The following is a 15,509-nucleotide window of genomic DNA, read 5'->3' as shown; positions in this document are numbered from 1 at the left end:
TCCCAACAATCCAACAAATCCCCGTTACCTTTGCCCCGTGAAAAATTTCCGCTCTCCCCAACGACCCAAAAAAAGCTCCCTGGTGATAGGTTTCCAGGCAGTGATCAATGCGCTCCGGACCGGACAGGCGCTGGACAGGATCTACCTTGATACAAGATCTCAGGGCAATGAAGTGAACGATATTAAGAAATTCGCCTCCCAGTCAGGTGTGCCGATCAACTATGTTCCGGCAGCAAAGCTGAATACCTTCAATGCAGGTGAACATGGCGGCTGTATCGCGCAGATCGCCAGAGTGCAGTACCAGGATCTTCAACAGATGATCTCACTGGTCGTAGAAAAAGGGGAAACCCCGCTTTTCCTCATCCTCGATGGCATTACGGATATCCGGAATATCGGCGGGATTGCGCGTACGGCCTATTGCTGCGGTGTACAGGCGATCATTATTCCTGAGAAAGGCGTAGGCGCGCTGAACGAAGATGCGATCCTGACCTCCGCAGGGGCTTTAGAAAAGCTTCCTGTCTGCCGGGTCAACAGCCTCGTTAAAGCTGTTGACGAATTGCACCTCAATGGCATCAAAGTCTATGGCAGCGAAATGACTGCCGCTATAAATATTGCAGATTGCGACCTCCGTGAACCCGCTGCCATCATCATGGGCGGTGAAGAGAACGGGATCCATCCGACCCTGCTGAAAGTGTGTGATGAGAAAGTAAAGATCCCGATGGCCACTGACTTCGAAAGCCTCAACGTTTCCGTTGCTACCGGAATGATCCTGTATGAAGTGATGCGGCAAAGGAGGTAGGGAAGTAGTTTAAAAGTTTAAAGGTTTAATAGTTTAAAAGTTTTAAAAGCTTCGCGCGAACTTTTAAACAGTGAGACCGTAGAACTTTTAAACTTTTAAACCGTAAAACTTTTAAACTTTTATGCTCAAACTCGTCGAATGCCCCCGCGATGCCATGCAGGGCTGGAAGCGCCAGATCCCGACCGCGCAAAAGATAGCGTATATTAATTCGCTGCTAAAAGTCGGCTTTGACACGATCGATTTCGGCAGCTTCGTTTCTCCCAAAGCCATTCCTCAAATGGCGGATACCAAAGAGGTGATCGGTGGGCTCGATCTTGATGGATCCGCCAGCAAATTACTTGCGATCATTGCCAATCCCCGTGGCGCTGAAGAAGCAAGTGTGTATGAGCAGATCTCCTTTCTTGGATTTCCCTTCTCGATATCAGAAACATTTCAGCATCGTAATACGAATTCTTCCATCGCCACTTCCTTTGAAAGGGTGGAAGAGATCCAGAACATCTGCATTAAGACCGGAAAGGAACTGGTGGTTTATATCTCCATGGGATTTGGAAACCCCTACGGTGACCCTTATTCAGAAGAGATCGTGTTCGAGTGGGTAAATAAACTGGTGGGGATAGATGTGCAGATCATCTCCCTGGCAGATACTGTCGGACTTGCTTCGCCTGAACAGGTAAAAGATATTACCGCCTATATGGTTGAATCTTTTCCCGGGATTGAACTGGGCGTTCATCTTCATTCAACACCCGCCAACTGGAAAGAAAAACTCAAAGCAGCCCTTTCCGCAGGCTGTAAACGTTTTGATGGAGCACTGAAAGGCATTGGAGGTTGCCCGATGGCAAACGATGAACTGGTGGGCAATATGAATACAGAATGGATGATCGACCACTTCGAAACCGAAGGGTTTACGCTCAACCTGGATGAAGAAGCCCTGGAAAAAAGCCTTGCCCTCGCCGCTGAGATCTTTATTTAGCAGAAGACATACTGTACCTTCTGTTGGTGACAATAAAATTTAAAGCGACCTGTTCGCGTTCATTCGCGGCCAGTCGCGGCCATTCGTGTTCATTCGTGTACTATGGAGTTTATGTTGAACCTTGATATCAAGCCTTTGCCGAAGCAGATCAGTTATCATGACAGGATCCTGCTGATCGGGTCATGTTTTACGGAACATATCGGTAACACACTTGCTGAGTTGAAATTCCCGGTAATGCAGAACCCCCATGGCATCCTCTTTGATCCGGCAAGTGTATGCAAAAGCCTGCTGCGCTATATCGAGAATAAAAAGTACACGCAGGAGGATCTTTTCTTTCTGAATGATGTATGGAACAGCTGGGAGCATCATTCCCGCTTTTCTCATCCCGATGCGGCAAAGAGCCTCGCGCTGATGAATGACGCCACTCAGAAAGCGCATGAGTTCCTGAAAAGCGCCAGCTGGATCATTGTTACGCTGGGCTCATCCTTTTCTTACCGCCTTACCGAAACGGGAGAGGGCAAGACCGGTGAAGGTGTTGCCAATTGTCATCGTGCACCGGGGCAGTGGTTCAGAAAGCACATGCTTGCCATTGACGAAACGATCACTCTTCTTGATACGATCTATTATAAGCTTCGCCGGTTCAATCCTGACCTCAATATTATTTTTACCGTAAGCCCGGTACGTCATATCCGTGATGGGGTAGTGGAGAATAACAGGAGCAAGGCCAGGCTGATAGAAGCAGTTCATCATATGGTCAACAAATTTGAAGGACAGCATTATTTCCCCGCATACGAACTGGTGATCGATGTGCTTCGCGATTATCGATTCTATGATATCGATATGGTGCATCCAAACTATGCGGCAACCAGCTTTGTGCTGGAGAAGTTTGCTGAAACCTGTATAGATGCACCCTCCAGGCAACTGATGCAGGAGGTAAAGAAGATTAGTATCGCGCGCAGGCATAAAGCCTTTCACCCTACCATACCCGCGCATCAGCAATTTCTTGCGTCTCACTATGAAAAAGTGAAGGGGTTGATGGAGAAGTATCCTTTTCTTGACTTTAGAGAGGAGGCGGCTTACTTTTCCGGGAAGCTGTAATGGGTCGGTTGGCGTAGGAGTATCGCAAAGGGCGCAAAGGGACCGCTAAGAGCGCAAAGAAGAACTTAGCGGCCAGCCTTCGCGGCCTTTGCGGTCCCTCTGCGCCCTTTGCGTAGCCCCCACGCCACTCAACTTTACCCGGGCCCCACCTCCAGACCGTCATCTCCAGCTCGTTTAGATAAATTAGTGTAGAAATGACACTTAAAATAAAATTACCTACATTTACGTGTTCCTTAAACATTAAAACCCTTTAATCAGCTTGCCTGTCATGACAAAAGACGCGTTACTCCAGGAATTCAAAACCCGCTATCAGCAAGAGCCTGAACACATTTTTTTTACACCGGGCCGGGTAAATTTAATTGGTGAACATATTGATTATAACGGAGGTAAAGTGATGCCCTGTGCGATCACATTGGGTACATACCTGGTTGTTTCCAGAAACACGGAGAAGAAGATCCGTTTGCAGTGTATCAATTTTCCAGAAACAGCGGACCTGCAGTTGCAGTCTTCCTATACAAAAACAGGGAAGGAGTGGTTCAATTATCCGCTTGGTGTGATCGATGAAATGTTGCAACGCGGCTATGAGTTATCTGGTCTGAATATGTTGTTCTATGGTGATCTGCCTATCGGCGCGGGGGTATCCTCTTCTGCATCGATCGAGGTATGTACCGGAACGGCGATCAGCCAGATCTTTGGTTTGAATATTCCTGGAGAAGAAATGGCTGTATTGGGAAAGAAGGTGGAGAATGAATTCATCGGCATGAACTGCGGTATTATGGATCAGTTTGCCGTTGCCATGGGAAGAAAGGATAAAGCCATCCTGCTGAACTGTGATACGCTGGAGTATGAGTATCTCAATTTCGAGATAGGTGATAATATACTTGTACTGATCAACAGCAATAAAGAAAGAAAGCTGACTGATTCAAAATATAATGAACGCTTTGCAGAATGCGGCAGGGCATTGAAGCTGTTGAAGCAGGTTGTCAAAGCGGAAAATCTTTGTGATATTTCTTCTGAAGAATTTCATAAAGCGAAGCATGTACTGAACGATGCCGTTCTTGAAAAACGTGCATTGCACGTGGTGACGGAAAACGAGCGTGTAAGCTTGTCAAAAGATGCATTGCTGAATGGCCGTCTTGAAGAATTTGGTCAGCTGATGTACGCGTCCCATGCCTCCTTAAAAGAGCTGTATGAAGTATCCGGTATTGAGCTGGACACCATTGTTGAATTCAGCAAAAGCTATCCGCATTGCATTGGTGCGCGGATGACGGGAGCCGGCTTCGGTGGTTGCGCGATTGCGCTCGTGAAGAAAGAGTACTTCAATGATTATGCTGAAAAGATCAAACCTTACTACAAAGAAAGAATCGGATACGAGCCCGGAGTATTCGCTTCGGAAATAGGAGATGGGGCGAGAGCGATCTAAGGAAAATTAAAAAGTCAAAATTAAAAAGTAAAAATATCAGGCATGAGTATCGAAACAACCCTCGATCCCGATACCTGATATTTTTACTTTTTACTTTTTAATTTTGACTTCTTACTTAATGTATCCTGTCTCCCCGCACTTCCATCGTCTCCATCACGTCTGCTTCGAAATCGAGCCATTCTTTCCATCTTTTCCGCACGATTTCTTTATCCATATAGGTTTCCGCGAGGTCAATGAACAGGGTGTAGTGACCCGCTTCGCTTTCCATAAAGCGCCTGTAGAAGTTCCGCAGGTATTCGTCTTCCAGTCCTTCGCTGAGGCGTTTAAATCGCTCACAGCTGCGTGCTTCGATCAGGGCCATTGTTAAGAGCTGGTCAAGGAACCTGTCTTCCCAGTTACCACCTTTCCGCTGAAATTCCAGCAGCTTATTCACATACAGGTCTTTCCGTTGTTTTCCCAGCTTCAGCTTCCGCTTATGCAGTTCTGCCAGCACCAGCCTGAAGTGGCCCCATTCTTCGGTGACGATCGGCGCCAGCTCTTTCACCAGTTTTTCTTTGTCGCTATACCGCGTGATGAGTGTGATACAGGTTGTTGCCGCTTTCTGCTCGCAAAAAGCATGGTCTGTCAATATATCTTCCAGTGATCTTTCTGCGAGGTTGATCCATCTCGGATCTGTGGGAAGTTGAAGCCCGAGGATGTTTTTGGTGTCTTGAGATAGGTCCATGAGGCGAAATTAAGCAGCGGATCTTTACTACCATTCGACGAACCAAAAAAACGATGGGCTGATGGCATATGGCCGTTGGCCGGGGGCGATAGCCAGGATCTGACACCCTTACTTTCTGAAAATTAAATACTTATAATTTCGTCCATTATAAAAAGAGTTCGAAATTTAAGCTGTAGCCGGCCAACGGCCCTTGGTCATCGGCCATCAAACAAACTGAAAGCCACTCCAAATAATTTGGACATTTCCCCATATTGCCGTACTTTTGCCGCCACAAAATTATAATAGGATACAACTAGGGTGACTCCTTAAAAAAATCAAAGATGCCTCTAACAAAAGAAAAAACAGCAGCTATTTTTACACAGTTTGGTGGATCAGCCGCTAATACAGGATCTATCGAAGGTCAAATCGCGCAACTGACTGAGCGTATCAGCCAGATCAGCGGACATCTTCAGCAGAACAAAAAAGACTTCTCTACTCATCGCGGTCTGATGCAACTGGTTGGTAAACGTAAACGTTTGCTGAACTACCTGCAAAAGCATAACCTGACAGGTTACCGCCAATTGATCGAGAAACTCGGAATCAGAAAATAAGACCTTACTGTTACTCCCGCAAGTGGAGTTGGGTAAGTCTTTAACCTGGGAGTTTTGATCAAATTCAAGGACAGGACTCTCTATATAACGATTATTCCCAACTTCTTACAGATGTTGGGAATAACTGTTTTTAGGAATGCCGTTTTTCGCGCTGTCTGTTTCAATTTTCATTACCAATTTTTCCAAATTTTATGTTACAACAACCAATACGCAAAACTTTCGATATAGGTGGTGGCCGTATGGTAACGATCGAGACTGGCCGTCTTGCACGCCAGGCTGACGGTGCCGTTACTGTTTCCATGGGTAACTGTATGATCCTCGCCACAGTGGTTGCCAATAAAGAGGCAAAAGAAGGACAAAGCTTTTTCCCGCTCACCGTGGATTACCAGGAGAAGTTCGCTTCTGCCGGCCGCATCCCCGGTTCATTCTTCAAACGAGAAGCACGTCTGAACGATTATGAGATCCTCACCAGCCGACTGATCGATCGCGCACTGCGCCCATTATTCCCCGATGATTATTTCTGTGAAGTACAGGTACTCGTATCACTGATCTCCAGTGATGTGGACGTACTGCCTGATGCAATGGCCTGTCTCGCTGCATCAGCCGCACTTGCAGTGTCTGATATTCCGATCAAAGAAGTTATTTCCGAAGTACGTGTAGCACGTGTGAATGGTGAATACATCATCAACCCATCCCGCAATGAACTCGAAGAGTCTGATCTCGAATTCATCGTAGCTGCCACTGAGAAGAACCTCATGATGGTGGAAGGTGAAGCAAACGAATGCAGCGAAGAGGACCTCGTGAAGGTGCTCGAAGTGGCGCATGAAGCGATCCGCATCCAGATCAAAGCACAACAGGAGCTCCGTGATCTGAAAGGTGTGGCTGGCAAACGTGACTACACAAAACCTGTTACCGATGAAGCCCTGGAGCAAAAAGTAACCGCTTTTGCAAAACAAAAGGTTTACGAAGTTGCAAAAGGCGCTTTGCCTAAACATGAGCGCAGCGATAAATTCGCGGCGATCAAAGAAGAGCTGATCGAATTCCTGAAAAGTGAATTACCAGAAGGCGAATCATTGCCTGATCAGACAAAGAAGCTCGCGTCTACTTACTACAGCGATCTCCAGTACTATGTGGTACGTGATATGATCCTTGATGAGAAAGTACGTCTCGATGGCCGTGGCCTGGAAGATGTTCGTGCACTGGATATGGAAGTAGATGTACTGCCTTCTCCGCACGGAGCGTCTTTGTTCACCAGAGGTGAAACCCAATCACTCACTACAGTTACCCTGGGTACTGCCCTGGATGAGCTGCTGGTGGAAAGCGCTGCTAAATCTTATGATTCTAAATTCTTCCTGCATTATAACTTCCCTCCGTTCTCAACAGGTGAGGTGAAAATGATGCGCGGTCAGAGCCGTCGTGAAGTTGGTCATGGCGCCCTTGCGATGCGTTCACTGAAACAGATGATGCCGACAGGTGATTTCGCTTACACTGTACGTGTAGTGAGTGATATCCTTGAATCAAACGGTTCATCATCTATGGCAACTGTTTGTGCGGGTTCTCTTGCACTGATGGACGCTGGTGTACCTATTCCTCACCACGTTTCCGGTGTGGCCATGGGATTGATCACCAAAGGTGATAAATATGCGATCCTTACTGATATCCTTGGTGATGAAGATCACCTGGGTGATATGGACTTTAAAGTAACCGGTACCCGTAATGGTATTTGCGGTGTGCAGATGGACATTAAAGTGGATGGTCTGAAAATGGAAGTAATGGCACAAGCCCTTCAACAGGCAAAACGTGGCCGTCTTCACATCCTGGACGCAATGTATGAGTGCATTCCTGCGGCCCGTGCCGAGGTGAAACCGCATTCTCCGCGTATGGTGAAACTGTACATTGAGCGTGAGTTCATTGGTGCGGTGATCGGACCAGGTGGTAAAGTGATCCAGGAAATGCAGCGTGAGACAGGTACTACGATCAATATCGAGGAAGTGAACAATATGGGTGAAGTAAGCATCTTCGGCGTAGCGAAAGAAGGTGTTGACAAAGCCCAGGCATGGATCAAAGGTATCGTTGCCGTTCCTGAAGTAGGAGAGGTGTACGATTCAGTGGTGAAATCAGTTGTTCCTTTCGGAGCCTTTGTAGAGTTCCTGCCAGGTAAACAAGGATTGGTTCACATCAGTGAGATCAGCTGGAAGCGTCTCGAAACACTGGAAGGTGTGGTAAGAGAAGGAGACACTTTCAAAGTAAAACTGATCGGTACAGATCCGAAGTCAGGTAAGTTCAAGCTTTCCCGTAAAGCACTGATCCCAAAACCTGAGTTCAAGCCAAGAGAAGATCAGCAAAGAACACCTCCTCAGGGAGAGTAAGAGCGATAAGTAAAAATTTAAAAGTCAAAAGTAAAAATTAAAAAACGCGAAAGCAGGTACAAACTGCTGACGTTTTTTACTTTTTACTTTTGACTTTTTAATTTAAGTTAATTAACAAAAGAAACAATTCCCGTTTATGAGTAAATATCTCCAGATAACATTTAGACCGATAGATACGGAGAAGGCAGAGCTTCTTATGGCTGCATTAAGTGCCGCAAATTTTGAAGGATTCGAAGAAGAGGATGAAACATTGAAAGCTTTCATCAAAGAAGAAGAATGTGATCTGGAGGAGCTGAACGTCATTGCGGAGGCAAATGATATGACCTTCGGCATGTCAGTGATCGAGGAAACGAACTGGAATGCGGTATGGGAATCGAATTTCGATCCGGTGGTGGTGGATGATTTTGTAGCAGTGCGTGCGTCATTCCATGAGCCGATCCCTGGTGTGGAGTATGAGATCGTGATCACACCGAAGATGAGCTTTGGTACGGGGCATCATGCCACTACTTTCATGATGATGCAGCAGATGCGTGAGATCGGCTTCAATGGAAAGAAGGTCTTTGATTTTGGAACAGGTACGGGCGTACTGGCTATTCTGGCGGCCAAACTGGGAGCAACGGAGATTGTTGCCATCGATAATGACGACTGGAGCATTGAAAATGCGCGGGAGAATAAGGAGAACAACGGAACCGACGCGATCCGACTCGCTAAAGCGGACAGCGCGGCAGATCAGGGGAAGTTCGATATCATCCTCGCGAATATCAATAAAAATGTGATCCTTGATAATATGGCTGTGCTGAAAGACCAGCTGGAGCCGGGGGGCATATTGTTACTGAGCGGGTTGCTGATCCAGGATGAGGAGGATATCAGGGCTGCCGCCGGAAAATACGGTCTGAACGTCGTTTCCCGCAAGGAAAAACACAACTGGTTGTGTCTAAGTACTTCATATTGAGAAAAACAATATTTTGTGTTAAATTAACGTTACCAACCAGACGTTTTTTTCCTTAATTTCGAATTTCAACTTCAACCCAGTTTTCTATGAACGAACTATTGATGATAGTTCTCGCCTATCTCATTGGATCCATACCCACTTCCGTATGGGTCAGCCGTTATTTCTTCAATATCGACATCAGGGAATATGGTAGTGGCAATGCCGGAGCTACCAATACCTACCGCGTGCTGGGCCCTAAATGGGGTACCATCGTGATGGTGACTGATATGCTGAAAGGAATGCTTGCTGTTAAACTTGCTTTATTACTTCCGGATTATGCTGACAGTGATATCCGCTTCACCAATCTCCAGATCGGACTGGGGCTTGCTGCGGTAGTTGGGCATATATTCCCCATCTGGGCAGATTTCCGTGGTGGTAAAGGTGTGGCTACTCTTTTCGGACTGGTAGTCGGCATCTCTCCGTGGACAGCTCTTTCCTGCTCAGGTGTATTCCTATTGGTGCTATTCCTGACGCGCTTTGTATCATTAAGCTCCATTCTTGCCAGCGTTGCATTTCCTATATTCATCCTTGTTGTGTTCAACGTGGATAATAATATCTACCGGGTATTTGCGATTGCTGTTGCCCTGATGGTGGTATTGACACACCAGAAAAATATTGGTCGCCTTTTAAAGGGTAACGAAAGCAAAGTTCCGATCCTGAAACATCGCGATCGTCGGCGTGAACGGCGTAGACAGAGTGTGGGGGAGTAAGGAGAAAGTAAAAATTCAAAAGTAAAAATTAAAAAGCTTTATAGCAGGGATTGCATCCCGGTTATGAAGCTTTTTAATTTTTACTTTTGAATTTTTACTTTTTACTTTTGACATCTGCCACAATTTGGTACAATGCTTGGCTTTTAGATATTTTAAACTCAAAACTATGACGCGGATACTTCTTTCTGCATTTTTGGCGGCTGCCATCTTTATTTCCTGCAGCCAGAACGCCCTTACGGGTAAGAGCCAGTTCACCTTATTACCGGAATCTGAGTTGCAGGCGATGGCCACTCAGGAATACACGACCTTCCTTTCATCGAATAAAGTGGTGGCGCCGACTGCCAACCGTGATGCTGAGATGGTGAAAAGAGTAGGGCAGCGGATCGTTGCTGCCGTAAACAGCTATTACCAGGAAAAAGGACTGGCGGATAAGCTCACTGGATATAAGTGGGAATACAATCTTGTGAATGATGCTGCAGTGAACGCCTGGTGTATGCCTGGCGGAAAGATCGTTGTGTATACAGGTCTGTTGCCCATCACCCAGAATGAAGCCGCACTGGCGGTAGTAATGGGACATGAAGTATGTCATGCGCTGTTACAGCATGGTAACCAGCGGATGAGTCAGCAAATGGGCGTACAGGCTGTCGGACAGGGGCTGGCACTTGCATTATCGCAGAAACCTGCCGCGACGCAGAGCCTGTTTATGGCTGCATTTGGGGCCGGTTCCCAGGTTGGGGTAATGTTGCCCTTCTCGCGCAAAAACGAGCTGGAAGCGGACGATTGGGGCCTTAAATTCGCCGCTATGGCAGGCTACAACCCAAGGGAAGCTATTCCTTTGTGGGAACGTATGGAAAAAGCGGGTGGCGGATCAAAACCTCCTGAGTTTTTGAGTACCCACCCTTCAGAAGGCAACCGTATCGCACAGCTGGAAAAGCTAATGCCGGAGGCATTGAAGTACTATAAGCCGGTTGGTAATTAAGGTTGGCTGTCGGTTGTTGGCGGCGTATCGTTCACCGTTGTCCGTGGACCATTGTAAGGGTTAGCATTGGATGTGACTACTGTCTGAAGCGAGATTGGTGTAACAATTTTTCATTCTAATTAGGTTTTAATCGATATAAAAAAGGAACCGCTGTTATGCAGCGGTTCCTTTTTTATATGAAATATTTATCACCTGTATAATGCACAATTACCGGTGACTTGCTTCGGGAGCCTGGATAAAAGTACATCGCCAAGTGGGTGAAAAACCGGTCAACGGACAACCGGCAACGGACAACGAAGTCCCTCAAACCCGCCACAGTCTTCATTTTTCTTCGCCTTCCGCTTCCATTGCCGGCATTTTTGCTTATCTTTGCCATCCCTGCAAATGAGAACGCTGACAATTAGCATCTCCCACAGACGGGGGTGCATTGCCAGAAACCCCTTAAAAATCGATTCAAAGTATGTTACCAACAGTTTTTGAAAAGTTACAACTGGCAGACGAGAAGAATCTATTAATCCAGGGTTTGCCCTCCTCAATCGAAAAACAATTCAGCAAACTTTCTTTCGCCAAAAACATGACTCCGCTTCTGAAGAACCGGAAGATTGACTTTGCATTGGTATTTGCCGTGAATGAAAATCAGCTGAACGGGATTTTGAAAGATGTGATGCCCTCTTTAAAAGATGATTCGAAATTCTGGGTGGCCTACCCAAAGCAAACTTCTAAGATCGTTACCGATCTTAACCGTGATTGCAGCTGGAACAGGTTGACCTGCGAAGGATACGAAAGTATCGAGCGCGTTGAGCTGGATCATGTCTGGAGCGCGATGCGCTTTGTTAGAGGCGAAGAAACAAGGGAAGTAGAGATCCCGGTTCGCAAAAGGCAGGCGACTGCAGTAGCAGAGTAAGGTTCTTGATTAAATGTATTGAAGGTTCAGCAGAAATGCTGAACCTTTTTTGTGGCTAAGAAGGAAGGAACGGGGAAAAAGAGATTTTAAAAGAACAGACCATGGGATATTTGAATGTTGAAATCAAAGCGAAATGCGCTGATGCGGCGTTTGTAAGAGAATATTTGATCGGAAGGGGCGCAGCGTTCAGAGGAACGGATCACCAGACGGATACGTATTTTAATGTGCCGAATGGGAGGCTGAAGCTGAGAGAAGGCAATATCGAAAACAACCTGATCTATTATGAAAGAACAAATCAGGCGGGTCCGAAGCATTCGGATTTCGAATTGGTGAAAGTGCCGGACGCGGGGAAGTTGAAAGAGGTGCTGGCTAAGTCAAATGGAGTGAAGGTTGTGGTGGAGAAAAAACGGGAGATTTATTATATAAAAAATGTGAAATTCCATATCGATGAGGTACCGGGATTGGGACATTTTATGGAGATAGAAGCAGGAAATATCGGCGTGGATTTATCTGCTGCGGAGTTGAGAAATCAATGCGATCATTATATGCAAGAGCTCGGGGTAAGGGAAGATGATCTGATTGAAGTTTCATACAGCGATTTGCTGCTTCATAAGTAAAATATGGGCAGCAATTTTTTTAATAGAATATGAATATCAAACTGAAAAATTGGCTATCATTAGTTGGGTTTATTCTTTTTATACTTGCAATATTGTTTGGCGGACCTGCAATGACAAGGTGGTTGAACAACAAATACAAGCAACGCATTGATCGGAATGGAGAATTTTTAAAAGCCGTAGTGACACGTCGGAAAACTTTCAAAGGAAGACTCGTTTATTTCTCGTATTCATTCAATGGCACAAACTATGAGAACAGAGAACAGAATGATTGTCTCTTTGATTTATTGAATAAAGGTGACACCATTCTGATTAAAGTGGACATTACAGAGCCAGAGAATTCTTACGTGGTTATGCCGGATTGTAATGATCACGAAGAATAAAAAGAATGGACCGCTTAGATCCTCAAGATTACAATCCTGAAGATTCAATTCATAGTAGTTAAATTACCTTTTAGTAATCAATGACTACAAACCACCGCTACAGGCCGGCATTTTTCAATTTTTACTTTTGAATTTTTACTTAATCACCACTGCCCCCATATTCCTCGTCAGCTCGATCTCCATCTTTTTGAGATGTTCATGTGTCTGGTGAAGCATGTAAAGTTCTTCGGTTGTATGCGGTTTTTCGAGATCGGCCTGGTTTTCGAGCAACATGCGTTTGATCTTGCGCAGTTTCAGGTACATAATGGCAGAATCCACTTCTACATCGGAGCGGTCTTCGTCGATCTTCAGAAAGTTGTTCAGTTCCGCCTCATTGTCTTTGCGCATAGCGCGCATAAAGTCTTCATAGCTTTGCTGGAACAGGCTTTGCTGAAACCCGCTGTTCTGGCTGAATTCGCTTTTCCATCTGTCACTCTGATCATGGGGGAAGTTGAGTAATGAAACAGCCAGGGTGCTCAGTTTTGTATCCGGGTGATAAATGAAATAGTTCTTTGTGGCGAGTTCGGGGGTTGATTGCATCAGTTCTTTAAAAGCCGCGATCAGCAGGATGACCTCTGCATTATCGATCAGTGATTCATCCGGAATTTCTTCAAGGATGTATTCTGCGATCAGTTTTTTATCATTCCATTTTTTGACGCCATGTTCGATCAGGATGCGTGCTACTTCACGTTCTTGCAATTCGTCTTTGAACAAGAGGTTGAACGTTGCATCATCATAGTTGGTCGCCTCTGCCTGTTTTGCGTTTTCCTCATGTGCTCTTGCTTCTTCAAAAGGCATCTTCCGCTCCTGTGTGGCAATACGGTCGCGGATAAATTTATTTACAAGGGAGTGAAGGCCTGTTTCTTCGATCTTCAGGATCTCCGCTGTTTGCTTGATGTAGTCCTGCTGTTTGGTGAAATCTTCCGCTTTATTGATCTTTGAAATGGTCTCCGCCATTTTATTGACCACGTCTGCTTTCTTAATTGAATCCCCGCCCGCGTCTTTCAGTGCTACTTCAAGTTGAAAGAGGATGAAGTCTTTCTTATTCTCATTGACAAACTGGGTGAATTTTGAGGCGCCCACTTTGTTAACATAGCTGTCAGGGTCTTCTCCGTCGGGGATCAGTACAAGCTTTACGTTCAATCCTTCTTCGAGTGCAAGATCGAGTCCGCGCAAAGCAGCTTTGATACCGGCATTATCACCATCGTAAACGATCGTGAGGTTGTTGGTATATTTTTTTACGAGACGCAACTGATCAGGGGTTAGTGAGGTACCGCCCGATGCAACCACATTTTCAATACCTGCCTGGTGCAGGGAGATCACGTCTGTATAACCTTCTACCAGCAGGCACTCATCCGCCTTATCTATGGCTGTGCGTGCAAAATATGATCCGTAGAGAATGCGGCTTTTGAGATAGATCTCATTTTCCGGAGAGTTGATGTACTTAGGTGCCCGGTCATTCTTTTTTAGTATCCTCGCCCCAAAGCCCAATACTTTCCCGCTGTGATTATGGATAGGAAATATAACGCGGCCACGATAGTTATCCATTAACTGGTCGTTGCGGTTGGCAACAAGTCCTGTCTTGACCAGCAGTTCTGCTGTATACTGTTTCGATAATGCTTCTTTGGTAAATGCATCTCTTCGTTCAGGGGAATAGCCGAGTTGAAATTTGCGAATGATCTCTTCGCGGAATCCTCTTTCTTTGAAATAGGCGAGGCCAATGTCCTGGCCTTCCTCTGTATTGAAAAGCTGGTCGGCAAAGAACTGTTGCGCAAATCCGTTAATGATGAACAGGCTGTCCGCTGTCTGGTATTGCTGCCGTTGCTGATCGCTTACAAAAGTTTCTTCGATCTCGACGCCGTACCTGTTTGCGAGCCATTTCAGGGCATCGACATAGCTGTACTTTTCATGCTCCATGACGAAGCTGATGCTGTTACCACTTTTACCGCAGCCAAAGCACTTGTAAATCTCTTTTCCCGGGGAAACAATGAAAGAGGGCGTTTTTTCATTGTGGAAAGGGCAGAGCCCAAGGTAATTACTACCTCTTTTCTTCAATTTTACAAATTCTCCCACAATATCAAGAATATCAATGCGTCCGAGAATCTGCTGTATGGTTTGCTGGGAGATCATGGGTCTGCAAATATAGGAAACGCTGGTCGAGTTAGACAGGTATTCGTCGTTGACCGTTGACCGTTGTCCGTTGACCGATGTCCGTTGTCCGTTGTCCGATGTCCGATGGCCGATTACAGTCTAAAAATGCCAAAGATTCTATGTATCTAATTGTCAATAGTTAAGTTAACCGTGTTATAGCTGTCTTTGAGTAGCATTATTGTTGTCATTGTCCATTTGATCATCGGCCATCGGACAACGGACAACGGTCAACGGTCAACGACCATTCGTCCCTCGTCTCCCAGAGTGTGCAAAAAAGCTCAACGCATTTTCCAAAAAACAGTCCTACCTTAGAATACCATCCAACACCCCAGGATTTAGTTCGTAGAGTTAAACCCATTTATTTACTCTTAAAATTGATTTCCATGGTTACGGTAGAAACTTCACAGCTTATTGCAGAGTGCAACAACTGGAGAGATGCACTCCGCCAACATCGCGAAGAACTTACACATGAGAAGAATGAATTGCAAAAAATGTGTTCCCGCGAACTCTCCAAAGATCAGTGCCAGGATGTAGAGCGACTGAACAACCAGGTTCATATCCAGCTCATCAACATTCATGATCTCCGGCACGCTATCAAATCACACGCCCGCATGATCGACTACGAAATGAATGTATTCAATGGTCAGATCCGGGAAGAAACCATTCACTTGCATGAGATCCTTTTCGAGCAGGTACAGTCACTGGACGGAACCCTGCAGGAACTCCAGATCGAGTTCAGCCGCTTTCTAAGTGTTACAACCTGAT

General features: G+C 45.8%; 15 protein-coding genes. 13 read left to right on the top strand and 2 right to left on the bottom strand.

All coding sequences use genetic code 11. The features are described 5' to 3' along the window. The first annotated feature begins 37 nt into the window (after positions 1–37). The 4 genes from rlmB (at position 38) to LZZ85_RS20150 (ending at position 4,290) form a co-directional block, all read left to right on the top strand. A complete protein-coding gene (gene rlmB / locus LZZ85_RS20165; RefSeq protein WP_237875164.1) occupies positions 38–799 on the top strand; it encodes a 23S rRNA (guanosine(2251)-2'-O)-methyltransferase RlmB in 762 nt (253 codons plus the stop codon). A gap of 121 nt (positions 800–920) precedes the next feature. Next, a complete protein-coding gene (locus tag LZZ85_RS20160; protein WP_237875163.1) occupies positions 921–1,769 on the top strand; it encodes a hydroxymethylglutaryl-CoA lyase in 849 nt (282 codons plus the stop codon). Between the two features lie 102 nt (positions 1,770–1,871). After that, positions 1,872–2,867, top strand: a complete 996-nt coding sequence (locus tag LZZ85_RS20155) for a GSCFA domain-containing protein (RefSeq protein WP_237875162.1) — start codon at positions 1,872–1,874, stop codon at positions 2,865–2,867. Positions 2,868–3,135: 268 nt separating this feature from the next. Beyond that, positions 3,136–4,290 (top strand): galactokinase, encoded by a 1,155-nt coding sequence (locus tag LZZ85_RS20150; protein ID WP_237875161.1) that lies wholly within the window; start codon positions 3,136–3,138, stop codon positions 4,288–4,290. 115 nt (positions 4,291–4,405) lie between these two features. On the opposite strand, the gene LZZ85_RS20145 is transcribed toward LZZ85_RS20150, so the two are convergent. Then, positions 4,406–5,014, bottom strand: coding sequence for a MiaE family protein (locus LZZ85_RS20145; protein ID WP_237875160.1), 609 nt, complete (start codon positions 5,012–5,014; stop codon positions 4,406–4,408). Positions 5,015–5,334: 320 nt separating this feature from the next. Here LZZ85_RS20145 and rpsO point away from each other — a divergent pair, with 320 nt between their 5' ends. From rpsO to LZZ85_RS20105, 8 genes are all read left to right on the top strand, one after another. Beyond that, complete coding sequence (gene rpsO / locus LZZ85_RS20140) at positions 5,335–5,604, top strand: 30S ribosomal protein S15 (protein ID WP_237875159.1); 270 nt, start codon at positions 5,335–5,337, stop codon at positions 5,602–5,604. Between the two features lie 191 nt (positions 5,605–5,795). Then, complete coding sequence (pnp, locus tag LZZ85_RS20135) at positions 5,796–7,973, top strand: polyribonucleotide nucleotidyltransferase (RefSeq protein WP_237875158.1); 2,178 nt, start codon at positions 5,796–5,798, stop codon at positions 7,971–7,973. A gap of 136 nt (positions 7,974–8,109) precedes the next feature. Next, positions 8,110–8,925 (top strand): 50S ribosomal protein L11 methyltransferase, encoded by an 816-nt coding sequence (prmA, locus tag LZZ85_RS20130; protein WP_237875157.1) that lies wholly within the window; start codon positions 8,110–8,112, stop codon positions 8,923–8,925. 86 nt (positions 8,926–9,011) lie between these two features. Beyond that, on the top strand, positions 9,012–9,674 hold the full coding sequence (plsY, locus tag LZZ85_RS20125) for a glycerol-3-phosphate 1-O-acyltransferase PlsY (protein WP_237875156.1): 663 nt from the start codon (positions 9,012–9,014) through the stop codon (positions 9,672–9,674). Positions 9,675–9,840: 166 nt separating this feature from the next. Next, positions 9,841–10,653: a M48 family metallopeptidase gene (locus tag LZZ85_RS20120; RefSeq protein WP_237875155.1), complete on the top strand. Its 813-nt coding sequence runs from the start codon at positions 9,841–9,843 to the stop codon at positions 10,651–10,653. Between the two features lie 460 nt (positions 10,654–11,113). Then, a complete protein-coding gene (locus LZZ85_RS20115; protein ID WP_237875154.1) occupies positions 11,114–11,557 on the top strand; it encodes a hypothetical protein in 444 nt (147 codons plus the stop codon). A 101-nt stretch (positions 11,558–11,658) separates the two neighbouring features. After that, complete coding sequence (locus LZZ85_RS20110; RefSeq protein WP_237875153.1) at positions 11,659–12,174, top strand: class IV adenylate cyclase; 516 nt, start codon at positions 11,659–11,661, stop codon at positions 12,172–12,174. Positions 12,175–12,203: 29 nt separating this feature from the next. Next, positions 12,204–12,554 carry a hypothetical protein gene (locus tag LZZ85_RS20105; RefSeq protein ID WP_237875152.1) on the top strand — a complete coding sequence of 117 codons (351 nt, stop codon included), beginning with the start codon at positions 12,204–12,206 and terminating at the stop codon, positions 12,552–12,554. A gap of 135 nt (positions 12,555–12,689) precedes the next feature. On the opposite strand, the gene dnaG is transcribed toward LZZ85_RS20105, so the two are convergent. Next, the gene (dnaG, locus tag LZZ85_RS20100; RefSeq protein ID WP_237875151.1) at positions 12,690–14,723 is read right to left on the bottom strand and encodes a DNA primase; all 2,034 of its coding nucleotides are present in this window, start codon (positions 14,721–14,723) and stop codon (positions 12,690–12,692) included. A gap of 404 nt (positions 14,724–15,127) precedes the next feature. Here dnaG and LZZ85_RS20095 point away from each other — a divergent pair, with 404 nt between their 5' ends. Next, positions 15,128–15,508 (top strand): hypothetical protein, encoded by a 381-nt coding sequence (locus LZZ85_RS20095; protein WP_237875150.1) that lies wholly within the window; start codon positions 15,128–15,130, stop codon positions 15,506–15,508. Position 15,509: the final 1 nt, after the last annotated feature.

The organism is Terrimonas ginsenosidimutans (assembly GCF_022012415.1).
Taxonomy (GTDB): Bacteria; Bacteroidota; Bacteroidia; order Chitinophagales; family Chitinophagaceae; genus Terrimonas_A; species Terrimonas_A ginsenosidimutans.
The sequence above is the reverse complement of the archived record's forward strand: the minus strand, read 5'-3'. Positions and strand labels throughout refer to the sequence as shown.